Source organism: Psychrobacter sp. CX90, assembly GCF_057396305.2.
Window position 1 is genome coordinate 1425634 of record NZ_CM182008.1, and the last position, 23461, is coordinate 1449094.

The 23461-nt window shown below is 37.8% G+C and carries 16 protein-coding genes; 4 read left to right on the plus strand and 12 right to left on the minus strand.

Annotation, left to right across the window (positions count from 1 at the left end):
- Positions 1-192: 192 nt before the first annotated feature.
- Both AC2SLN_RS05620 and AC2SLN_RS05625 read right to left on the minus strand, forming a co-directional pair.
- On the minus strand, positions 193-1584 hold the full coding sequence (locus AC2SLN_RS05620) for an NAD-dependent succinate-semialdehyde dehydrogenase (RefSeq protein WP_486549925.1): 1392 nt from the start codon (positions 1582-1584) through the stop codon (positions 193-195).
- 533 nt (positions 1585-2117) lie between these two features.
- A complete protein-coding gene (locus AC2SLN_RS05625; RefSeq protein WP_486531158.1) occupies positions 2118-3107 on the minus strand; it encodes a LysR substrate-binding domain-containing protein in 990 nt (329 codons plus the stop codon).
- Positions 3108-4035: 928 nt separating this feature from the next.
- Between AC2SLN_RS05625 and AC2SLN_RS05630 the strand changes: the two genes are divergently transcribed.
- The gene (locus tag AC2SLN_RS05630; RefSeq protein WP_486549926.1) at positions 4036-5619 is read left to right on the plus strand and encodes an isocitrate lyase; all 1584 of its coding nucleotides are present in this window, start codon (positions 4036-4038) and stop codon (positions 5617-5619) included.
- A 659-nt stretch (positions 5620-6278) separates the two neighbouring features.
- Entirely contained in the window at positions 6279-7787 is a 1509-nt protein-coding gene (locus AC2SLN_RS05635; protein ID WP_486549927.1) for a CYTH and CHAD domain-containing protein, read from the plus strand.
- Positions 7788-8157: 370 nt separating this feature from the next.
- Here the strand turns inward: AC2SLN_RS05635 and AC2SLN_RS05640 are convergent, their stop codons facing one another.
- Positions 8158-8727: a L,D-transpeptidase family protein gene (locus AC2SLN_RS05640; protein WP_486549929.1), complete on the minus strand. Its 570-nt coding sequence runs from the start codon at positions 8725-8727 to the stop codon at positions 8158-8160.
- A gap of 237 nt (positions 8728-8964) precedes the next feature.
- Here AC2SLN_RS05640 and AC2SLN_RS05645 point away from each other — a divergent pair, with 237 nt between their 5' ends.
- On the plus strand, positions 8965-10083 hold the full coding sequence (locus tag AC2SLN_RS05645; protein ID WP_486549930.1) for a hypothetical protein: 1119 nt from the start codon (positions 8965-8967) through the stop codon (positions 10081-10083).
- Between the two features lie 245 nt (positions 10084-10328).
- Here the strand turns inward: AC2SLN_RS05645 and ruvB are convergent, their stop codons facing one another.
- The 8 genes from ruvB to AC2SLN_RS05685 all read right to left on the minus strand — a co-directional run bounded on the left by ruvB (position 10329) and on the right by AC2SLN_RS05685 (position 21812).
- A complete protein-coding gene (gene ruvB / locus AC2SLN_RS05650; protein WP_486549932.1) occupies positions 10329-11306 on the minus strand; it encodes a Holliday junction branch migration DNA helicase RuvB in 978 nt (325 codons plus the stop codon).
- A gap of 432 nt (positions 11307-11738) precedes the next feature.
- Entirely contained in the window at positions 11739-12641 is a 903-nt protein-coding gene (locus tag AC2SLN_RS05655) for a LysR family transcriptional regulator (protein ID WP_486549934.1), read from the minus strand.
- Between the two features lie 158 nt (positions 12642-12799).
- A complete protein-coding gene (dnaX, locus tag AC2SLN_RS05660) occupies positions 12800-15298 on the minus strand; it encodes a DNA polymerase III subunit gamma/tau (RefSeq protein ID WP_495057369.1) in 2499 nt (832 codons plus the stop codon).
- A gap of 79 nt (positions 15299-15377) precedes the next feature.
- Positions 15378-16805 carry a hypothetical protein gene (locus AC2SLN_RS05665; protein WP_486549938.1) on the minus strand — a complete coding sequence of 476 codons (1428 nt, stop codon included), beginning with the start codon at positions 16803-16805 and terminating at the stop codon, positions 15378-15380.
- Positions 16806-17258: 453 nt separating this feature from the next.
- Entirely contained in the window at positions 17259-18791 is a 1533-nt protein-coding gene (gene lysS / locus AC2SLN_RS05670) for a lysine--tRNA ligase (RefSeq protein ID WP_486549940.1), read from the minus strand.
- A 61-nt stretch (positions 18792-18852) separates the two neighbouring features.
- Entirely contained in the window at positions 18853-19314 is a 462-nt protein-coding gene (locus AC2SLN_RS05675) for a hypothetical protein (RefSeq protein ID WP_486549942.1), read from the minus strand.
- Between the two features lie 105 nt (positions 19315-19419).
- Positions 19420-20508 carry a peptide chain release factor 1 gene (prfA, locus tag AC2SLN_RS05680; RefSeq protein ID WP_486549944.1) on the minus strand — a complete coding sequence of 363 codons (1089 nt, stop codon included), beginning with the start codon at positions 20506-20508 and terminating at the stop codon, positions 19420-19422.
- 158 nt (positions 20509-20666) lie between these two features.
- Positions 20667-21812 (minus strand): beta-ketoacyl-ACP synthase III, encoded by a 1146-nt coding sequence (locus AC2SLN_RS05685; RefSeq protein WP_486549946.1) that lies wholly within the window; start codon positions 21810-21812, stop codon positions 20667-20669.
- A 506-nt stretch (positions 21813-22318) separates the two neighbouring features.
- On the opposite strand from AC2SLN_RS05685, the gene AC2SLN_RS05690 reads away from it, so the two are divergent.
- Positions 22319-22711 (plus strand): hypothetical protein, encoded by a 393-nt coding sequence (locus AC2SLN_RS05690; protein ID WP_486549948.1) that lies wholly within the window; start codon positions 22319-22321, stop codon positions 22709-22711.
- 217 nt (positions 22712-22928) lie between these two features.
- On the opposite strand, the gene AC2SLN_RS05695 is transcribed toward AC2SLN_RS05690, so the two are convergent.
- Positions 22929-23300 (minus strand): hypothetical protein, encoded by a 372-nt coding sequence (locus tag AC2SLN_RS05695; protein WP_486531145.1) that lies wholly within the window; start codon positions 23298-23300, stop codon positions 22929-22931.
- Between the last annotated feature and the right edge of the window lie 161 nt (positions 23301-23461).

Consider the following 23461-nt stretch of genomic DNA (forward strand, 5'->3'; position numbering starts at 1 on the left):
AATTCTTAAATAGATGTCTTAAACACTAGTAATAACTTTAATTTATGTTAAGAGATTTAGTGTAAAACACCGTCTCTTTTTATGATGCTACGCTAATTTAATCTATTTTACCAACTGGGAAAAGCCCTGCTAATCAATAAATTAGCAGGGCTTAGTTTCTAGTGCGTTAATATTAATAATTCTACCAGATCATTATTTAACAGGGTTTTTACTAACAACATGAACCGCCTTAATATTAACAAATTCCTTAATACCGAACCCACCATGTTCACGGCCATAACCTGAGTTCTTTACACCACCAAAGGGCAGACCAGGATGTACTAAGCTATATCCATTAATATAAATCATACCAGTGTCAAAGTACTGCTGGGCTAATTTGATGGCTTTCTCCTCATCTTTAGAGAAAATCGCGCCACCAAGACCATAGCGGCTATCATTAGCAATACGTAGAGCATCATCTTGATCTTTGGCACGTATTAGAGAGGCTACTGGACCAAACAGCTCATCTTTATAGGCAGGCTGGTCAGGTGTAATATTTTCTAGGATTGTTGGCGGATAATAAGCACCTTCATTCTCTGGAATTTCCCCGCCTAGGGTTACTGCTGCCCCTTTTTCAATACTTTTTTTGACTTGCTCATGAAGACTGTCACGCTGCTTAGCGCTAGACATAGGACCAATATCGGTTGACTCCTGCATCGGGTCGCCAACTGAGTAATTTTTGAATTTCTCAATAATTAAATCACGGAATTTATCGTAAACACTATCTACAACCACAAAACGTTTGGCCGCGACGCACGTTTCACCATTATTATAAAGTCTTGCATAGGCGCATGTTTCAGCAGCTAAATCTAAATCGGCATCTTCTAGAACAATAAATGCATCATTTGAGCCGAGCTCCATCACTGTTTTCTTGAGCACTTTGGCAGCTTGCTGAGCAACGACTGAGCCTGCTTTATCACTACCTGTTAAAGTAACGCCGCGCACTTTATTATTATCAATCACTTTTTCTGATGCATCGTGATCAATAATTAAAGCACGAAATAACGCATTCGGTAGATCAGATTCATGCAATATTTTTTCTATTAATAAGGCTGAACCCGTTACGTTTGAAGCATGCTTAAGTAATATACTGTTACCCGCCATCAAATTAGCAATAGTGTATCTAAAGACCTGATACGCCGGATAGTTCCATGGCTGGATACCGTAGATGATACCAATAGGCTCGTAGCTAATTAAGCCTTTTTTTAAACCTTCAACATCGCGATCCTCAGAAGCTAAGGCAGCAACACCTTGCTCTGCTGTAAAGTCGCAAATGCTTTTACATAAATCAACCTCCTGCAAACTTTGCTTATAGGTCTTGCCTCGCTCTTTCGTCATAAGGCGGGCAAGATCTTCTTTATATTCCAACAGTTTTTTACCAATAGATTGTATGACTTGGGCACGCTCTTCGTGCGATACTTCTCGCCACTTTAGAAATGCTTCATGCGATTCATCAATTATATTAGTGACTTCACTATCACTCATATAATTGTAAGTTTCAATAGTTTTACCCGTGGCTGGGTTAATCGTTGTAATATCTGGCATATATATTATCCTCGTTTTAATCTTATCTACATTCTTACTATTAGATGAATAATTTGTCCAGTCTGGTAAATGAACAGTTTTAATAACAAATCATTTAGGTCATATAAATAGGTCATATAAAAGTGTTAACGCCGTTTAATATAGATAATAGAAATATAGATAATAGTGACCTAAATCATTAGATTAATAAGAGTACCACATGGAGGATGAGATAGTTTTATCAGTTGTAATACATTGTGGTCGACTTGTTAATTAATTGAAAAAAATATTATAAAATTAACATTTTTACTCAAAGAGATCTTTTTTTTAAACGAATTAGAGTCTATTGAACAGTCGTCTTCGTAGGAAAAACTAAGCGGAATTTATGTTAATCAAGCAGATAAATGCCGTTAATATCTAGATATTGACCAATTCAACGACACAGAGTAAGGCAAATTTAGCCAATTTTTACATGACAGTTAACTTACTCTCAAATCTGCGTCATCGTTATGATGAATGTTCAACAGACCCTATCCAAATTATTAGGCTTACTATTAAAATAAATGGTTAATAGTAGCTTCCTCTGACTCAGTATTTTCTTCATCAGCCACTACTTGACGAGCAACGTGGATAATAAGCTGACGTAACCAACGGTGTGCAGGATGGTGTTGTAATAGAGGCGACCATGCCATCGTTAACTCAAACTCTGGTATAAAAAACGGAGGCTCTCTCATAACAATACTATCATTTGTGGCTTGCATTCGAGCCACGCGTGTAGGTAATGTAGCAATTAAATCTTTGTTTGCAGCTAGCATGGCTGGCATTTGATAATGTCGTGTAAAAACACTAATTCGGCGTTTTTGCCCCAACCTCTGCAGTGCCTGATCGATTGAACCAAGACCTCCAGATTTTTCAGGATTAACCCCAAACCCGACTCCCATACCGGTTTTGGATACCCAAACATGCTGAGCTTTAAGATAGTTCTTTAAATTAAACCGATATAAATAGGGACTTTTTGCTGACAACAAACAGCTAAACGTATCGCGCCACACCAATACCTGATGAAAACTCTGCGGGATTTCGTTAAAGCGGTTGATGGCTAAATCAACACGTCCCTGCTCCATATCACGGTAGGAGACGTCTGAGGGCGTTAAAAAATCCAAAACCACATTGGGCGCTTCTGAACGGAGGGCTTTTACCAGACGAGGAACCAATGTCGCTTCGGCATAGTCTGAGGTCATAATCCGAAAAACCCGAGACGTTCTATAAGGTCTAAATTCAGTACGTGGTTCAAGTAACTGGGTTAAATCGGCCAGAATCTCGCGCACTCTAGGTTGCAGCTCAAGTGCACGCTCGGTTGGTGTCATGCCTTCCGATGAGCGCACTAATAATGGGTCGTTAAACAGTTTACGTAATCGACGCAAAATATTGCTCATTGCAGGTTGTGTAATGCCTAGCTGCTCAGCAGCTCTAGTGACATTCTTTTCGCGCAATAAAACATCTAAATTTACGAGTAAATTTAAATCGACGTGTTGTAAGTTCATATAACTCTCAATATGTTTTTATTCGTTGTTACAATCGTATCATTGCATTGATTTTAATGGTTCAAATTTTTAATGTGTTTTTATAGGTAGATTACTAAAAATGATTAGGCAAAGGCTTAATAACTTATTCATGACTTATTAAGCCTTTGCCTATTATGTAGTACAAGTATCTAACATCGGTATTAGCTATTGGATAGGTATGTAGTCATAGGCAATTACGTAGTTATAGGTACTTATTATAGATACTTATATAATTACTTAGATAAGTACTCATTATTTATTATATAGGCATCATCATTCATCATATAGGTACTAAATATAGGTACTAACCTTATTATATCCTATTATAGATACTTAACTGTTTAGCACCTAGCGGTTATAAATAGTTCCTTATCGATTTTTCATACTCAACTGGGCTTATTGTTAATATACCCCTCGGATTGATTATTTTGGTTTGAAGCATTTGTAACACTAGAGTGCATTAGTAAATAATGTCATTGTTAAAGAAACGACTCATCGACTGCCTACAAACCATAAAATAGTAACTATAAATAAGCTTAACCTATTATTTTAACAGTACTATAACTTAAATAAATACCCAAGATAACCTTCATAAACTAGATAAATCTTTATAATGTCGTTATAGTGGTTATTAAGTGTTAAGGGCATAGTATTTTGTATACTACATATTTGGTTAGCCTTCCTTATCCATTTTGAAAATCATTTCAAAATAATTTAGCTTAGCCATTAAACAAGCATTTAACAATCATTATAATTTTATAAGGGCCTGCTGCAGGGGGGCCTGCATTTTGCACAGCCTCTTACTATACAGTGGCCTACATTTTTAAACGGTATTAAATAAAAACTTCCTTACTAATAATAAGAAGCATTTATTTCATTTAACCATCCTCAATCTAGGAGACAATTGATGTCAACTTATAAATCAGCTCTTGAACATATCCGTGAAATTAAAGCAAAACATGGTAACTGGCAGAATATCAGTGAATCTGATGCTGCACGTATGATGGTTCAAAACCGCTTTAAAACGGGTCTTGATATTGCTAAATACACTGCTGCTATTATGCGTCAAGATATGGCAGAGTATGACGAAGATACTTCTAAGTACACTCAGTCTCTTGGTGCATGGCATGGTTTTGTTGCACAACAAACGATGTACGCTAAGAAGAAATACTTTGGTACTACTTCTAAAACATACATCTACTTATCAGGTTGGATGGTTGCAGCCCTTCGTTCTGAGCTTGGTCCTTTACCTGACCAATCAATGCATGAAAAAACCACTGTACCTAATCTAATTGAAGAGATTTATACGTTCTTACGTCAAGCTGATGCTAAAGTATTGAATGACTACTTCCGTGAGCTAAACGCTGCAAAAGAAGCCGGTCAAGATACAACTGAAATCGAAGAGAAAATCAACAATTTCGATTCTCACGTTGTGCCAATCATTGCTGATATCGATGCTGGTTTTGGTAATGAAGAAGCCACTTACTTGCTAACTAAAGCCATGATTGAAGCAGGTGCTTGTGCTATCCAGATTGAAAACCAAGTATCTGATGCTAAGCAGTGTGGTCACCAAGCTGGTAAAGTAACCGTACCGCATGAAGACTTCATCTCTAAACTTAATGCGATTCGTTATGCTTTCTTAGAACTTGGTGTTGACGACGGTGTTATCGTTGCCCGTACTGACTCTGAAGGCGCTTCTTTAACTCAGAAAATCCCAGTATCTGAAGAGCCAGGCGATCTAGCTGCTCAGTACATCGACTTTATCGATGTTGAAGAAATTGATATCTCTGAAGCTAAAGAAAATGACGTACTCCTTAAGCGTGATGGTAAATTGGTTCGTCCAGTTCGTCTAGCTAATGGTTTATATCAGTTCCGTGAAGGTACTAACATTGACCGTGTTGTACTTGACTGTGTTACTGCATTAGAGAATGGTGCTGACTTACTTTGGATTGAAACACCTACTCCAGACGTTGAGCACATCAAAATGATGGTTGATCGTATTAAAGAGAAACAGCCTAAAGCTAAGCTTGTTTATAACAATAGCCCATCATTTAACTGGACGCTTAACTTCCGTAAGCAAGTTATTGCTCAGTGGGAAGAAGAAGGTAAAGACATCTCAGCATACGATAAGAACAACTTGATGAGTGCTGACTATGATGGTTCTGAACTTGACGCTGCTGCTGACCAAGCTGCTAAGAACTTCCAACGTGATGCGTCACGTGAAGCGGGTGTATTCCATCACTTAATCACGCTACCGACTTACCACACTACCGCACTTAGCGTTCATGAACTTGCTAAAGGTTATTTTGGTGAAGACGGTATGCTTGCTTATGCTGCTGGCGTACAACGTAAAGAAATCCGTGAAGGTATTGCATGCGTGAAGCACCAAGCAATGGCTGGTTCAGATTTAGGTGATGATCACAAAGAGATTTTCTCTGGTGATATGGCGCTTAAAGCTGGCGGCGAGAAAAACACTATGAACCAATTCTAAGAATTAATCCTTTTAAGTTACAATTAAAAATCGTCCTACTTCGGTAGGACGATTTTTTATATCATTATTTTTATGTGCTATTTATGTGCTATTAAAGTTTAAATCACTTATCGAACAATATGGTTAGTTAGAAATCAAGTCTCTCTATTGTCAGAATACGCGCAATACTGTGAGTCGTTTCTCTATAAAAGCCAGTTGGCTCAGTAAAAAGTCAACTCAATATTAAGATATTTAGCCTGATCTACAAGCATCATTTTTCTCGTTCAACCATCTGCTATCGCAGCTTAGCAGAATACGTTACTTTGATAGACTGTATATTAGTTGTCTGCTCTTTTTCATTAGCACTATTTAACTTAACGGTTACAATAATGATGGCTTGTTAATCGTTAATTAACTTCATATTTTCCATAATTAAATTTTCTATACATTAATATTTTTCAATTCGATAAAACCAATGGCTATCCACCATACTTCTAAGTCTCACTCTTTCTAATTTATAAATAAATATTTTATTAACTAGCAATTATTTTATAAACCTTCTATTGAAATAATAGTCCAATAATAATTGACTATTATTTAACACTTTTTATTTGTATTATGATAAGACACATAGATAATGTTCACTATTAATAAATAATGCTTCATGGAAAGGATAAAAAATGCAAGAGATTGAACTTAAGTTTTTAGTACCTGAATATAAAGTTGATTCACTTATGCGTCAGGTTAAAATTAAGACGTCTGAATCTTCACAACTGGCTGCTCATTATTTTGATACTAAGCTCAATACCCTTGCTGACGAAGGCATGGCTTTAAGGATTCGAAAAGAGGGAGAGAGTTGGGTTCAAACCTTAAAGTCTGACGGTGATGGTCTTGCTGCTCGCGGCGAGCAAAATGATGTATTAGATAAACAAGAGGTTTTACAAGCTTTCGAGAACGATGAATTACAACCAGATTTATCACTATATGACGATTCTGACTTTGCAAAGCCTCTCTCAAAGCTTAAGATTTCTGGAAATGATAACCCTTTGGATAGGCTATATGTTACTGATGTCCATCGTACAACAAGATTACTAAAAAAAGAAGGTAATGTTGTCGAAATTGCTTACGACGAAGGGAAGGTCATTCATGGTCATGACAGTGACAAACATCAACCTATTCATGAAATAGAATTTGAACTCGTCCAAGGGGATGTGAAGTTCCTCTTTGAATCGGCAAAGATCTGGTGTAAACGATATAAATTGTGTGTGTCCACTGTTACCAAAGCAGAACGTGGTGGTTTATTATTAGCGGATAAAGAGCATGCAAATGCAACTAAAGCAGATCTTAATCAACTTAATGTTAATAAAAGTATGACACAGCCTGAGTTTATGCGTGCTGTCGTACACAACTGCATGATTCAAATATTACCCAATGCCAGCGCTATTGCTGCGGGCAGTCCAGACGGTAATCATGTACATCAGCTTCGTGTGGGCCTGCGTAGATTACGTACTGCCCTTAAGTTTTTTGATGGATTCTCCTACGATATCAATCCTGAATGGATACCCATTATTAAGCAAACGTTTAGCTTGCTTGGCGAATATAGAGATCGTGAAGTACTACAGCTTAAAACCCAAGCTATATTAGAGGATATTGGTGGGCCATATGTAGATTGGTCTCCTGAACGCAATGCGTTAAAAATAACGCCTAGTGCTGCTGTGCGTGCTAATGACTTTCAAATAACATTACTTGAATTAATTGAATATACAATGAGTGATGCTGCCAAAGACAAATCTGAGACTGATAATTTAGCAATTGACTCAACAGGTAAAATATTGAATAAGCTTTATAAGAAAATTACAAATGCCAGCACTCAATTTGCACAACTAGATGTCGAATCTCAGCATGATGTACGTAAACGCTTAAAGAGCCTACGCTACCTTTGTGAGTTCGTCGCTCCACTGTATAAAAAGAAACAAACAAAACAGTTTTTAAAATATCTTGAACCGGTTCAAGACGAGCTAGGCGAATATAATGATGATCTTGTAGGTCATGAGTTTTATTTAGAAAAAACCAAGACAGATCCAAACGCATGGTTTGCAGTCGGCTACTTTGCTGCGCATAAGCAACGAACCGCTGAAAAGTGTGCAGAAAGCCTAGTAGCCATCAGTGATGCACCCACATTTTGGTAAGCAGTTCTGCTAAGAGCTTTCCCTCTTTCCCTAATAGTGAGCCACTATCCCTTTGCTCAAAACTGTATAAATTAATAAAATCTATAACCATCTGTTAAAGTTTTTAATGTTGGCAATTCTAAATGTTGTTTGAACTTGAGATTTTTTTTAAAATCGGCTGTCTATTTAAAGATTGTCTATTTTTAAACATTGGTTAGTTTGTAAAAAGCTAAGATAAGTTTTATTTGATTGACCATCAAACATTGAAAGCTGAACTTATATCATGAAAACTAAATACTCTCGATTAATATTGAGCTATGTTATTAATCGCTACTCAACTCGTTTGGTTTCAATCAGTTTAATAAGCAGTCGTTTGATATAAATATAGAGATTATTTAGCAATAATCTCTACACTGGTACCAATTTCAACGTTATCAAACAGCCAAATAACATCTGTATTTCGCATCCTAATACACCCGTGCGACATCGGTAAACCCATAGGTTCTGTATCGGGTGTGCCATGAATATAAATGTAACGCTTATAAGTATCACAACACCCTAATTGATTATTGCCTTTATTAACACCTTCCTCTGTCCCCGCTAACCACAGAATTCGAGACAAAATCCAGTCTCTTTCAGGGTTTAATGTACCAAGCCTGTCATTATATATTTCGCCTGTAGGTACTCTACCTACAAACACTGAGTTTATCGGCGCATTTTCCCCAATTTTTTCTGCAATCACATGTCTTCCTAATGGTGTACAACCAGTTGATTCTAGGCTACCAATTCCATTTTTAGCAGTAGATACATCAAATACTTTTAATAGGTTTAAACCTATTAGTTCATCCTGCTGATTTTCGAGACCCGCACTTTTTGACATTTTAAATAATGCTAAAGTTTGTTTGTCAATATTTATGACAATATGATGACCTATTTCCGTACTTCGATATTTAAAATTCATATTGTTGCCCATTTAATAAATATTTGTAAAAGTTTTACAACATTCAGAGATTATATTTAAAAGTAATTAAAGGCAGTTCATAGTAGCGAAACAATACGGAATACTTATAGAAATTAGCCTAGCGAGCTAGTTTAGCTGATAAAGTTATAAATAGAATTTATTTTGTAAAGGTTTTTAGGTTGTATCTGTTTCAGAACGCTATTAAGATAGCGTCACATTATAATCATATGAATCATTATGACCGCTTTATTGCCTACTCGAGTTTCAATTTACGATTTTCTGATTGAAGATACTCAGCCTATTGATTCTATAGTTGCTGATTTAGGGCATATCTCTCTTCCTCAGGCCAGAATTTTAATTGAACATGGGATTCAAGCTATAGTTAGTGCGCTTCTTGCCTATAACCAGCACCAAGGCTCCGACTTGCTTATTAAAAATTTAATAAACCGCAATCAGGTTAAAGAATTACGAAAACATAATGCATTTAATACAAAGGCTATGATCACTGCCTTCAAATGCGGTCAGCCGGTTAGTGATGTTTTGTTTAATAAGCATTTAACTCAAAAAGAGGTCTGCCACCATCTTGCTGTGTATTCACAATTACCTATTGAAAAGGTAAAACCGCTGTTATCGGCACTGGTTTTATTATGCTTGCGTGAACTTGCTATTTTGGTAGATTACTCACGATTAGATACAACTGAAGTTGATTGTTGGATGAATCTACAATCGCAATTCATCAAACTTGATTACAGTATGAATAAGGATCTAAGAGAATCTTCAACTTTTACTGGTTCACAACGTTTTAAAAAACCATCCTTTGACCCTATGTGGCATGAGATTACGGGTTATAAACCAATTCCTGAAACTAAATGCACGCCTAAAGATAGCATCCCGCACTATGCTAAAGTGATCGGACGCTCGCCTAAAACACCCAGCCAATTAGTCAGCCCATCGTCTAATTCAAGGCTAATTGTGGATAAAAGCAATGAAAGTGATGTGTTAACTTTTAGCGAAATAGAGGGTATATCATTGCCCTATCAGCGTTGGCTACTGCAACTTGCAAAGATTTCCGATATATATTTAAGTAGAAATCGACTCAGAATTGCACCTGAACCCACACAAGCACCTCCTAAACCTTTTGTTAATTTCGATTTTATTGAACATAACCTTAGTAAATTAGCGGATGACTCTGATGCTTCGAATAAATCTGACGTCCCACTTTATAAGAATACAGTCATCATCTTACTCTTAATTGTTATTGGTGGGCTGGCTATCATTGCCATAGGCAAGGCTCAACTAAAGAAAAATAAAAACTTAAACGTTAATAGTCAGATAGTTCTACCTCATCAAATATAATCCAGCGTTGATTGCGTGACCCCAATTATTAATACTTATAAATAGACCAATGCGAGACCATCTAAAAAGATACCCTTAATGAACTTATTAACTTTACAAAACCTGATTTTATCCAGTATACACCGTATTAATAAATATAAATTTCATTCATGACATTTCTTAGCTACTTAGTCTTAGCTACTTATTCATAGTTACTTAGTTTAAACATAAACCGCTTAAACCAAGTCAGTTTACAATTGATCAAGTTATAACTGATCAACTGCCATCTGTGTAATTACACGGCCTCTGGCTGTACGCAGAACATAACCTTGTTGTATCAAATAAGGTTCTATAACATCCTCAAGGGTTCCCCTATCCTCAGCCATGGCTGCAGCAATAGATTCCACCCCTGCCGGACCACCGTCAAAACGGGCGTGCAAAATTTCTATATAGCGGCGATCTAAATGGTCTAGTCCACGTCTGTCCACAGCCAGCATATCAAGCGCACTGTCTGCAATATCACCTGTGACTTTACCATCCGAACGAACTTCAGCGTAATCACGAACTCGGCGTAATAATCTATTTGCTATCCTTGGCGTACCGCGTGAACGTCTGGCAACTTCAATTGCACCCTCATCTGTCATACTTACTTTCATCAAACGCGCTGAGCGACCGACAATGGTGGTTAGATCTTCGATATTATAAAACTCTAGGCGCTGGACGATACCAAATCGATCACGAAGTGGCGAAGTCAATAAACCTGCTCGTGTGGTTGCTGCTACTAGAGTAAACTGCGGTAAATCAAGCTTGATAGATCTGGCAGAAGGCCCCTCGCCAATCATAATATCAAGCTGAAAGTCTTCCATAGCAGGATATAAAATCTCTTCAATAACCGGGCTTAGCCTATGAATCTCATCAATAAACAGAACATCCCCTTCCTCAAGGTTTGTTAACATGGCAGCTAAATCACCAGCACGCTCAAGAACAGGCCCAGAAGTCGAACGAAGATTGCCACCCATTTCTTTTGCAATTATATTTGCTAATGTTGTTTTGCCTAAACCAGGAGGACCAAAAATCAGCGTATGATCTAGAGCCTCACCACGTTTACGGGCTGCCTCGATAAAAACTTCCATCTGTTCACGGACAACAGGCTGTCCTATATAGTCATTGAGAGTAGAGGGACGAATGTTTGTATCCGGTTGATCATCGGGGCGTTGTAAAGGATTAATCAGTCTATTATCCATAATGTCGCTTAATCATAAAATTAAAAGATTATAAGTAATTTAGTATATTATTTTTACCAAATTTAAGAGTTACCTAATTTGTCAAATTTATGTGTCTTACATGGTAATGACTCTAAATGCTAAAAGTTATTGGCTTACTTTTTAGAATAAAATTTAACGTATCATAATTTAACATAACCATCATTTAATAAATTCGATGTAACCATAGTCAAAGAACTTTAAAATCTATATAAGGCAACCGAGTGAAAGTACCATAATTGTAGATTAAACAAGATTAACACCGTAGTGATTTATAAGTCCGCCAACTATATAATTTGATGTAACTATAAAGATGTAACTATAATAAAGTTGAGTAAGTTTAGATCCGATGCTTATCTAGAATCAAAAAAAGCGCCATAAATGATTAGCGCTTTTAGAAACTAACTTAGCGATTTATGTAGCAGAATGAAAATACTTTTTTAAGACTTCGAGACAGCGAGTTATTTTAGCAGGTTGCTGGTCACGTTCTACAGTGACCGCATAAAGAACAAAAGGAGGTAAAGAGTATGCTGGAAGCACCTCAACCAAATCTCCCGATTCAAGTTCCTTTTGAATATCTAAAGACATTACCCGAATCAGACCATGCCCTGACTTTGCTAAGGTTACGCCCAAAAAAACATTATTGGTTTGAATACGAGATTCGACTCTTACCTTTGTTTTTTTAGATGTTTCAATATTCGTGAGCTCAAGAGTATTAGGATCCTTCATTAAATCAATACTGATTAGCTGATGACTTGCTAAGTCTTTAGGCTTTGTAATCTTTTCATGCAGACGCAAATATTGAGGAGAAGCAACCAAAATCTGCTTTACTTCAGCTAAAGGATAATTAGTTACCGAACTATCTTTGATATTAGGACTCATACGCACAGCAATGTCTGCACGCTCATCAATCATATCTATGTAGCGATTATCCGCTAGAAAATACAAACTTAAATCATCATGGGCGGCCATCCAACTCGATAAAGCCGGTAGAATATGATTAACACCCAGTTCAGGGGTAGTTGCAATTCTTAAACTACCCGCCAACTCATCGCGCAATTGATTTACCTTAATTCGGCCTTGATCGGCTGCACTCACGACATCTTTCGCAGCTTCGTAAAAACTTGCACCTGCCTCAGTCAGGCTAAGTTTACGTGTTGAACGATGTAGCAACACCACACCGAGATCTTTTTCTAAAGAGCGTATCTGTTGACTTACCGCACTTGTCGTAATGCCTAGTTGTCTTGCAGCACCGCTAAATGACCCATGATTTACAACACTTGCAAATACTGCCATTCCTCTTAAATTATCTAACATTTTCCGAGCATCCAAATAAAGTTTTTAATAATTGGTTAATCTAAACTGTGAGTATAACTTAAATATCATACATACAAGCATAGGACTAAAAATAAATTCAGAGAGATAAACTATTCAGTTTATAGATATCATTTTATAGATATCGTTGATCGCATAGATTATAAAGGCAGTAGTTTAAGATGAGTGATGTGAGCGTCTGAAAACTCAATCAATTGTCTCATAACTGGACTTTGAGTCAGCAGCTCTTTTGCTCGGGTTTCTGCAAATTTTTGACGCTGAAGCTGTCTGGACTGAGGTAAAATATCATTAGCACTTTTAGCCAATTCACTATCAATTTCAATAGAGACTTCGGCCCCAAACTGTTCCTGAAGATGTTTAATTAATTGTTTTAAAATACTTTTCATGTTTTTGGTATCAAATGCAACTTTAAGAATACTATGACCGTGTATCTCTCCTGTCATAATACCCTGCCTAGCTAGTGCCAGTTCATCTTGCGCTAGTATTTTTGACTCACGAGCAGTTTGCAACCAATAGTCCCATTTATCCGGTGTCCAACTGCCATCTAAAGTAGTGATGGGACAATATAAATAATCTCTGGGGTCTTCTACAGATAATAGTGGACTTGTCATCTTGTTTGATTGAGAGTTATTTACAACTGGCTCGGCAACTGGCTCGGCAACTGGCTCGGCAACTGGCTCGGCAACTGGCTCGGCAACTGGCTCGGCAACTGGCTCGGCAACTGGCTCGGCAACTGGCTCGGCAACTGGCTCGGCAACTGGCTCGGCAACTGGCTCGGCAACTGGCTCGGCAACTGGCTCGGCAACTGGCTCGGCAACTGGCTCGGCAACTGGCTCGGCAACTGGCTCGGCAACTGGCTCGGCAACTGGCTCGGCAACTGGCTCGGCAACTGGCTCGGCAACTGGCTCGGCAACTGGCTCGGCAACTGGCTCGGCAACTGGCTCGGCAACTGGCTCGGCAACTGGCTCGGCAACTGGCTCGGCAACTGGCTCGGCAACTGGCTCGGCAACTGGCTCGGCAACTGGCTCGGCAACTGGCTCGGCAACTGGCTCGGCAACTGGCTCGGCAACTGGCTCGGCAACTGGCTCGGCAACTGGCTCGGCAACTGGCTCGGCAACTGGCTCGGCAACTGGCTCGGCAACTGGCTCGGCAACTGGCTCGGCAACTGGCTCGGCAACTGGCTCGGCAACTGGCTCGGCAACTGGCTCGGCAACTGGCTCGGCAACTGGCTCGGCAACTGGCTCGGCAACTGGCTCGGCAACTGGCTCGGCAACTGGCTCGGCAACTGGCTCGGCAACTGGCTCGGCAACTGGCTCGGCAACTGGCTCGGCAACTGGCTCGGCAACTGGCTCGGCAACTGGCTGCTCAGGTATATCTAAAGAAGAGCCTATAGCTGAAATTTGGCCATCCAGTTGGTTGTCACCTTTTTTAAAATCATTGGCTTTATTAACATATTGAGAGGAAAATGAATCGCCCTTTTCATTGACTTCATACTTTTCATTAATCTTTGCTACAGACTGTCTTATATTAGGTACTTCATTTACGGCGATAGGTCTAAACGCCAACATACGTAATAATGACATCTCAAGAGCTTGCAAAGGGGTATTGGCAAGCTTAATTTGTTCGCGTCCTTGAATAATTATTTGATAATACAGCTGTAATACGTCTGGCGTAATTAGGTGTGCTAATGAAGTAATTTGACTTGCCTGTTCCGTACTCACATTTAATAAAATATTAGGAAGTAGCTGCGTCATGGCCACTTGATGTAGTAACTCAGCTAACCCATCAAACATGCTACCTGCATCAACTAATTGAGCACGCATACCCTCTACATGATTCGCCACAGCTGCTGAATTTCCTTGGTAAATATCAGACAACAAACTAATTAAATCTGCACTATTGATAAGACCAAGCATGTCATTCACAGTATCATCTGTTAACTCTCCTTGACCAAATGCAATCGCTTGATCAGTTAAAGATAATGCGTCACGTAAAGATCCTTTAGCAGCGTTAGCCAGTTGCCATAGTGCAGACTCTGTAAATTCAACCTGCTCATTTTTCAGTACACTTGCTAAATGCTCACTGATTTCCTGCTGAGGAATAGGGCGTAAAACGAATTGTAAACAACGACTGATGATTGTAATCGGTAGCTTTTGAGGATCAGTAGTTGCTAATAAGAATTTAACATGAGCTGGGGGCTCTTCAAGCGTTTTTAGCAGCGCATTAAAACTGTGAGTAGATAACATATGCACTTCATCAATCAAGTAAACCTTATATCTCCCTTGAGTTGGTGCATAGGGTACGTTATCGATAAGCTCACGTGTGTCTTCAACTTTCGTACGCGATGCAGCATCAATTTCAATCAGATCAATGAATCTACCTTCATCAATTCCCAAGCAAGTATTACAAACTCCGCAAGGCGAACTGGTAATACCTGTCTCACAGTTTAAACATTTTGACAAAATACGGGCAATAGTGGTTTTACCCACACCACGTGTACCGGTAAACAAATAAGCGTGATGAAGTCTATTATGCTCAATGGCATTAATCAGTGCCTTTGACACATGTGACTGACCCACTAATTCATGAAAGTTTTTGGGACGGTATTTTCGTGCTAAGACCTGATATTGCTGAGACATATACATCAACCAACACGTGATTTACATTAAGAATATTATAGATTATTAATCTATCAGCCTTGGTGTAAAAGCTTTATTATTACTGATGCATTCCACTTAATTCCTGCATCTGCTCATATAAACGCTTTTCTATGGGAGTCATGGCTGATCCAGACTGATGGAAAACTTCCATTTCAACAGTTACATTGCCTTTGCCATCATTTTTAGACATATCAAAGCCTAATATAAAGTACTCATCCATCACTGGATCTTGTAACTGGCTATTTATGTCCATAATAATATTTGAGTAGTTTTGCTTAATGGCTTCTCGAGAGAACTGTGCATTTTCATCAAGACCATAAATAATCAGGATATAATGATGACCAAACTGATTGTATGAATGTTGATGGCGTAGATACCCATTACGATATTCTTCTTCAGAACGTTCTGAATAGGCAATGATCTCCTCCATAATGCTCATTCGAGTGTACATCGATTCATCAATAATGGTTTGAATATGCTCATCTATTGCAGCATGCTTGTTTTCAAGATGACGCTTTACAAAGCCATTAATAAGCTTCTGATACATGGTTGAATAGTTTTGCAACTTTTGGATCAGCTTAGTTTTTTCATCATTTACATCTTTATGGATATTAATATCGTTACTCATATTGCTCATTAACAACAAACGAGATTCAATATTTGCAAGTAGACCAATTTCAACCAATTTCTTTTGGACATTAATGGCTCGTTCAAAAAATTTTGGACTTGATAAAAAGTGTCGCGCTAAAGCCACTTCATTGGCAAAGCTATTCTGATTAATTAACGCAGGTAAATGATATTCAAAAAAACTAATACAATCACTAGGTGTTTGAAATAAGTTTATTATATTAATAAAGCTGTCTAAACTAAAAATTTGCAAGACTTGTTTGCCATGATCCAAATCTAATACACATTCTTCTTGAAAAAAAGCACTACCATAATCATGATTTATATGTGAAGTAACATCATCATAGATTGCACTTATTAGAGTTAAACCAATACAGTGTATTTTTGTATTGCTGTTTATTGATGGCGTTTTGTTTGCAGACTTAACAGTCTCGTTAAAATTTTTAACGTTGACATCATCTGCTTCAAGCAGGGGCAAACTTATTCTTTTACGCAGCTGCTGAAAGCGTTTTGTTAGCTTTGCGGCTGCTTTTTGTTTATATTTATTGATGACTGTTTTAGGAATTTTTGGCGAATCAGAGTTAAAACTTTCTTCTTGAGCTATAATATATAGACGATGGTTGCCAATGTGCAGCACATAGTCAAACTTTCCAGCACTCGCTAACGGATCACTCGGTTTTAAGAATGCAGAAAAAATAGTTTGTTGTAACAAAGGCTCAAGATTAAATGCTTTTTTATCTTTTCGTGCAACTTTAGGTTCGATAGGCGCTGGCGTGCTCGTACGATTGTCATAAGATTTATTTAAAGTAGGACTTTTAATAGATACTTCATTAGAGTTTTGAAAAGAGTGGTTTGACATAATATCTATTACACCTAAGAATTAACATTATAAATTAAAAATACTATACCGAAATTGACTTACACCTGCCTATCCCCTTTGTATTAAATACATATTATTGTTGTTGAAAGGACAAAGTTTGTGGTTGTATGGAGGTAAACTTAAACTAATTATAGCTACCGTGATATCAGACTTTACTCTATTAGTCGATTAGATATCCCACTAGACGATTATAATAATCTGACTATTTATAATAAATAGTCAACTCTCAATATGTCTAGTTGAAACTCTACTCATACCATTTTCAGTACATTCTTAATAGAAAACAGCAATAAAAATAACCTATAAACACAATTAATAATGATATTGTGCAATTTCACATTTATACTGCCATTGTTGATGCGCACATTGTGAGGTAGTTTATCATCAAGTAGTGGTACCTTTATAACTTTAAACCTCTATAACTTTAAACCTCTAATTTTTAATACGCATATGCGGGAATAGGATTACATCTCGAATACTGGCCGAATCTGTAAACAGCATAACCAGTCGATCAATACCAATACCTTCACCTGCTGTAGGAGGCAGACCATAAGACAGTGCTTCGATATAGTCAGCATCATAATGCATTGCTTCGTCATCGCCTGCGTCTTTCTCTGCTACTTGGTTTTTAAAACGCTCTGCCTGATCTGCTGGATCATTAAGCTCACTAAATCCATTGGCAATTTCACGACCACCAATAAATAACTCGAATCTATCCGTTATCTCAGGATTTTCATCATTGCGACGGGCTAATGGTGACGTCTCTGCGGGGTATTCAGTTATAAAAGTGGGTTGACGTAATTTATGTTCCGCAGTTTCCTCAAAAATTATAGTTTGTAGCTTACCAATGCCAAAGCTTTCTTTGACTGGTTGCTTAAGCGTATTTTGAGCATAGCTAGCTAAATAGTCTCTGTCATTAATATAATCCATATCAAAACCATCGGCGTATTTTGCAATGGCATCTGTCATGGTTAAACGTTGAAAAGGGGCTTTTAGACTAATCTCCTCTTCTTGATAGGTTATTTCAGTTGTTCCTAATATATTATTCGCTAGTTGGCTTAACATACGTTCAGTTAAATCAATCAAGTCATTATAATCTGCATAAGCTTGATAGAATTCAATCATGGTAAACTCAGGATTATGACGCGTCGAAACGCCTTCATTCCTAAAACTACGGTTAATTTCAAATACACGTTCAAAGCCTCCAATAACAAGGCGTTTTAAATATAATTCTGGGGCTATTCTTAAGTATAATGGCATATCTAATGCATTATGATGAGTAATGAATGGGCGGGCCACAGCACCACCTGGGATGGAATGCATCATTGGTGTCTCGACTTCCATGAATTGCTCATCTAGCATAAACTCACGGATACCACTAATGACCTTACTGCGAATTAAAAAAGTATTGCGACTGGTTTCATTAGTCATTAAATCTAAATGCCGATTACGATAACGGGCTTCTAAATCTGCCAAACCATGAAACTTATTCGGCATAGGACGAAGAGATTTAGTCAATAAGGTTATGGCTTCAATATGAACATATAAATCACCTTTACCTGAACGACCTATATAACCAGTTACACCAACGATATCACCAAGATCAAGCGATTTAATCATTGCCAAAGTTTCGTTATCCAACTCTTTGCGAGCCACATATAACTGAATACGTCCAGTCATATCTTGGATAACAACAAATGCACCGCGGTTAAGCATAACACGACCCGCGACGTTAACCTCCGTCTTGTCTCCAGCCGCCACATTCTCTTCAATCTCTTGTTTTGAAATGCCATCAAACTGTTTCTGTAAATCATCAGCATAATCTGTACGCTTAAACTTATTAGGATAAGCTACTTTGCCAGAAGCACTTATATCGTCAAGCTTGGCTTGACGCTGTGCGATTAACTCATTGGTATCTTCAGATGAATGTACTTGATTTTCTGACTGATTTTTTTGGTTAGACATAAGACTCTCAGCATTATAAATTGAATTTATTGAAACAGATTGATGGTTTGAATTCTAATATTTAATCGACACAAATAGCAGGTTGTGGGATACCCTTCTTGATTGTCTGATAGCAGCCAAAAGCACTGCTATTGCTGGCGCATTCGCCAGTTTGGTGAGTCAAATCTGGATTAAGAAATTGTTGTGACTTAGCTTTACATTCGCCAAGACAGTCTGAAGCATCATCACAAGTTTTGCCAGCATCTTCGTACTGCACAACACACACATAACATCCCATCATACCTTCTCTTTGAAGCTTACCACCTTGTTCATGACACTCTTTAACATTGTCGGCAGTTACCTTAGGACAATTCTGATCCTGATCACTGAAAGTCGATAAATCAATATTCGATTGTTCAGAAACAGTAACTGTCGAATCCGGTTCAACTTGAGTTTGGGGCATCGTACAAGCTGAAAGCGTCAATGTGCTTGAAGCAAAAATACCCAATAAGCCCAAAAACATAGATTTTACTTTAATCGTCATAGCTTCTAATGCCTATTCGTTTGCCCATTTAAATGCCTGATACCACAAGTGTCTTATATCGAAATTACCATAAAAACAATGATTAAAAACAATCGTTAAAATGAATTATTCACCACCAATACTGGCCATTAAATCCGCTTGGTGCTCACGAATTAAGGCATCTAATAACTCATCCAAATCCCCTTCCATAATTGAATCTAATTTATATAGAGTCAGGTTAATACGGTGATCTGTCATACGACCTTGTGGAAAATTATAAGTACGAATACGTTCACTACGGTCGCCACTACCCACCAAGTCACGACGCATTTCATCAGCGGTATCGACTTGCGCTTTAACTTTAGCTTGTTGAATACGTGAAATAAGCATCTGCATTGCTTTAGCACGGTTTTTATGTTGACTTCTCTCTTGCTGACATTCTGCAACCACTCCAGTTGGAATGTGAGTCAAACGGACAGCTGAATCAGTGGTATTCACGTGCTGCCCCCCTGCACCACTTGAACGGAAAGTATCCATACGAATATCAGCTGGATTTAAGTCAACGGTATCGTCAATTTTTACTTCAGGCATAACGGCAACCGTACAGGCAGATGTATGCACCCTACCCTGACTTTCAGTTTCTGGAACACGCTGGACACGATGCGCCCCTGATTCAAACTTCAAACGCCCGTATACACCTGTACCTGATACACGTGAGATAATCTCTTTATAACCACCGTGTTCTCCCTCACTGGCAGAAAGCACTTCAATTGTCCAGCCTTGAGATGAGGCATAACGCTCGTACATTCTGAATAAATCCCCAGAAAATATAGACGCTTCATCCCCACCTGTACCAGCACGAATCTCTAAAAATGCAGGTACTTTATCATTCGGATCGGTGGGCAACATCATTACGTTAAGCGCTTCTTCCATATCTTCAATGGATTTTCGAGCATTATCAATCTCATCTTGCATCATCGCCTTCATTTCAGGGTCAGAAGCATCTTCCAGCATTTCTTCAGCATCGGCTTTATCTTTTTCGGTTTGACAATAACGTTGCCAGAGTGAGGTAATTTCAGATAGGTCGCTATGCTCCATTGACAGTTCACGAAACTTATTGTTATCACTCATGGTGTCTGGCTCTGACAGCAGAGCGGTGACCTCTTCATAGCGGTCAACCATTTGATCAAGGCGTTCTCTTAAAGAGTCTTTCATAAATAATATAGCTTGTGTTAGCTTGAGAAAATAATAAGGGGAGTAATTATAACAAATTTTATGTTAAATACCGACTAGCAAATAAATAATCCCCCATATTATGGAGGATTAAGTTAATTACAGAGCGTAATACCTAGTGTAAGCATATTGATAAACGCTTACACTTTACGAACTAATACTGAGCCTATTGAATATCCTGCCCCAAACGAACAAATGACACCCAAATCTCCAGACCTCAAGGCGTCTTTGTAACGGTGGAATACAATCATAGGGCTTGCTGAACTGGTATTCGCAAACTCATCAATCACACTTGGTGCAATGGCTTTGTCCGCTGTTTTTCCAACTACGGTACGCAAGATCAAATCAAGCATATTTGCATTCGCTTGATGTAACCACATCATCTTGATTTCACTAGGCTTAAAGTTATTTTCTGCTAGATGCTCTTGGATTATTTCTGACACTTTAGGACACACTTCGCGGAACACTTTACGTCCATTTTGTAAAAACAGTTTATCTGTGACAGGTTCTTTAATATCAGGATACATTTCAGTTTGTGCGGCTAGGTACTCTGAACGATCCATAAATCCGTATTCATTTTTGATATTAGTTGAGTACTGGGTATATAATTTTGAGTCAAGCACCTCATAACCCTTAGGTGTATCAAGCGCTTCAACAATCGTAGCCATCGCCGCATCACCAAATATGAAATGGCTATCTCGGTTACGCCAGTTTAAATGAGCAGAGGTAATCTCAATATTTAAAACAGCAATACGTTTACCAAGCCCAGATTTAATCGATCCAACCGCTTGTGCTATACCAAAAGTAGCCGCACTACAGGCGACATTCATGTCATAAGCAAAGCCGCCAACCATCCCAATATGACTTTGTATTTCAATGGCAATGGCAGGGTAAACTCGCTGAAAATTTGACGCCGCTACTATAATGCCATCTAAATCATTGGCCTCTAATCCTGCATCTTTAAGGGCTGATTGAAGAGCATCCACCCCCATCTCCGCCATGATTGAAAGCTCTTCGCCCAACTGACGATACGGAATAACTGGCGCCATGATTTCAGGATTTAATATCCCCTCTTTTTCCATGACATAACGTGACTTAATACCCGATACTTTTTCAATAAACTCGGCAGAAGATTTTTGCAACGGCTCTGCATTGCCTTTTTCGATTTCAGCACTATGCTCATTGTTATAATTATCAACATATTGATTGAAAGAATCTACTAACTCTTCATTACTAATGCTATAAGGTGGTGTGTATAAACCCGTTCCTGTGATATAAATGCTCATATCTCTCCCTTTATATGCCTTGAAATAGACTCGTGTAAAATAATGAAGTTTTAAAAAAACACATTTAACATACCAATTAAAATTAAGCTTTAGCCGATTATGCCTACTTAAAAGATCGTAACAAATTATGTCTAATACTAAATTTACATTATTATGCCTGTTTTCTAGCAAATTTCCTATTGCTGAATGTTAAAAAACTTACTAAATTATAATTTAACTGACTAATGTTGATTAAAATATTGTTTATATAATAGCAATTACTGATGATAATATCTAAATAAATGGTCTTTGATACAAATAGATAGTACTTACCTAATTCATGTATACATACAGATTCTTGCAGTTCGTATCTGCAACAAAATAAAACATCATATAATCTTAAGATAGCCTTTATTACAAATACACTAGATAATGATGCTGTGTCTTGTTATCTGATTGTGCGTATCAAATCTATTCGCTTTTTTATGAGGACGCAAATTTTTACTTTACATAATAAGGATTAACCGATGAAAAAAGGCTTATTACTCACTGCAATAGCAGCTACCTTTAGCTTAGCAGGCTGTACCTCTACTGGTACGCCAACTAACACGAATACAACGACGGCTACTGCGACAAACGTGGGTTTAAATGTGTTCAAGATTGCTATAGATAATAAATGTCGTAGCGAGCTTGAGAAGAAGACAACATGGCGCCTTGCTCGTATAGCTATGTCGCCTCAACAAGAAGAAAAAATTCAAACTAAAATTTGTGGGTGTGTCAGTGAGCAAGCACCGAATCATGTAACCCTTGTAGATATGGCTAATGCAGCTATTGACCCTGATTATCGCAGTCAGTTAGTAACCAAAGTAGTGACAAAGTCTTTACAAACTTGTTACGGTAATTTCACTAAGAAAGATTAAAGTTTGTTGAAAATAATCCAAGCTAAAAAAAGGGGCAGTTATGGTTATAACGCCCCCTTTTTAATACATCCTTAACATATGCTCTTGCTCTGCCGGCTAAGCACTGTCTGTAATGATTACTTTTGAATTCAATCAGGGTAATTTTAAATAAGAAAATTTATATAGATTATTAATATGGAAGCTAGTTATTAAACAATATCTTTAGATAGTATTGTCTTTAGAGAGTATTGTTATTATTAAACTCTAATGAGTTACTAGCGGGTAATACAACTTCATTATGAAAGTATTTAGACTTACCATCCAATGTCTCATTTACCTCCTTCACTAAATCATCAATAATGTCATCATAAACCCCATGAAGTAACTCAGTTTCAAATGATGTTAAAGGATGCTTACGGGTTGCTGCTCTGACATGGGTAACACCATGCTTGCTATAAAATATATCAACACTGCCATCGCTATTTAATATACAGCTTACCTTACCCTCATCAACTTCCATTTGAATATTCTCAGGCATAAAAATATAGTCATCAACATCTGTTAATTCTTTTTCAACACCTTTTTTTAATAAAGCCTTAAAGTCAAACATCCTTTATCTCCTAAAATTAGAATTGTTATTAAATAATTTAATAAAAAGCATCCGTAACCATTTGCTAAAAGTACATGACATGTATTCAGTTAAATATCCATATCAATATATCCTATTGCAGGCGCATCTATTTTTTTAGTGAAAAAGTGTAAAACTACGTA

Excerpts from the sequence above, each read along its gene's own strand:
- AC2SLN_RS05635 (WP_486549927.1), top strand. The coding sequence starts at position 6,279 with ATGCAAGAGATTGAACTTAAGTTTTTAGTACCTGAATATAAAGTTGAT.
- AC2SLN_RS05690 (WP_486549948.1), top strand. The coding sequence starts at position 22,319 with ATGAAAAAAGGCTTATTACTCACTGCAATAGCAGCTACCTTTAGCTTA.
- AC2SLN_RS05645 (WP_486549930.1), top strand. The coding sequence starts at position 8,965 with ATGACCGCTTTATTGCCTACTCGAGTTTCAATTTACGATTTTCTGATT.
- AC2SLN_RS05655 (WP_486549934.1), bottom strand. The coding sequence starts at position 12,641 with ATGTTAGATAATTTAAGAGGAATGGCAGTATTTGCAAGTGTTGTAAAT.
- lysS (WP_486549940.1), bottom strand. The coding sequence starts at position 18,791 with ATGTCTAACCAAAAAAATCAGTCAGAAAATCAAGTACATTCATCTGAA.
- dnaX (WP_495057369.1), bottom strand. The coding sequence starts at position 15,298 with ATGTCTCAGCAATATCAGGTCTTAGCACGAAAATACCGTCCCAAAAAC.
- AC2SLN_RS05665 (WP_486549938.1), bottom strand. The coding sequence starts at position 16,805 with ATGTCAAACCACTCTTTTCAAAACTCTAATGAAGTATCTATTAAAAGT.
- ruvB (WP_486549932.1), bottom strand. The coding sequence starts at position 11,306 with ATGGATAATAGACTGATTAATCCTTTACAACGCCCCGATGATCAACCG.
- AC2SLN_RS05630 (WP_486549926.1), top strand. The coding sequence starts at position 4,036 with ATGTCAACTTATAAATCAGCTCTTGAACATATCCGTGAAATTAAAGCA.
- AC2SLN_RS05675 (WP_486549942.1), bottom strand. The coding sequence starts at position 19,314 with ATGACGATTAAAGTAAAATCTATGTTTTTGGGCTTATTGGGTATTTTT.
- AC2SLN_RS05685 (WP_486549946.1), bottom strand. The coding sequence starts at position 21,812 with ATGAGCATTTATATCACAGGAACGGGTTTATACACACCACCTTATAGC.
- AC2SLN_RS05695 (WP_486531145.1), bottom strand. The coding sequence starts at position 23,300 with ATGTTTGACTTTAAGGCTTTATTAAAAAAAGGTGTTGAAAAAGAATTA.
- prfA (WP_486549944.1), bottom strand. The coding sequence starts at position 20,508 with ATGAAAGACTCTTTAAGAGAACGCCTTGATCAAATGGTTGACCGCTAT.
- AC2SLN_RS05620 (WP_486549925.1), bottom strand. The coding sequence starts at position 1,584 with ATGCCAGATATTACAACGATTAACCCAGCCACGGGTAAAACTATTGAA.
- AC2SLN_RS05640 (WP_486549929.1), bottom strand. The coding sequence starts at position 8,727 with ATGAATTTTAAATATCGAAGTACGGAAATAGGTCATCATATTGTCATA.
- AC2SLN_RS05625 (WP_486531158.1), bottom strand. The coding sequence starts at position 3,107 with ATGAACTTACAACACGTCGATTTAAATTTACTCGTAAATTTAGATGTT.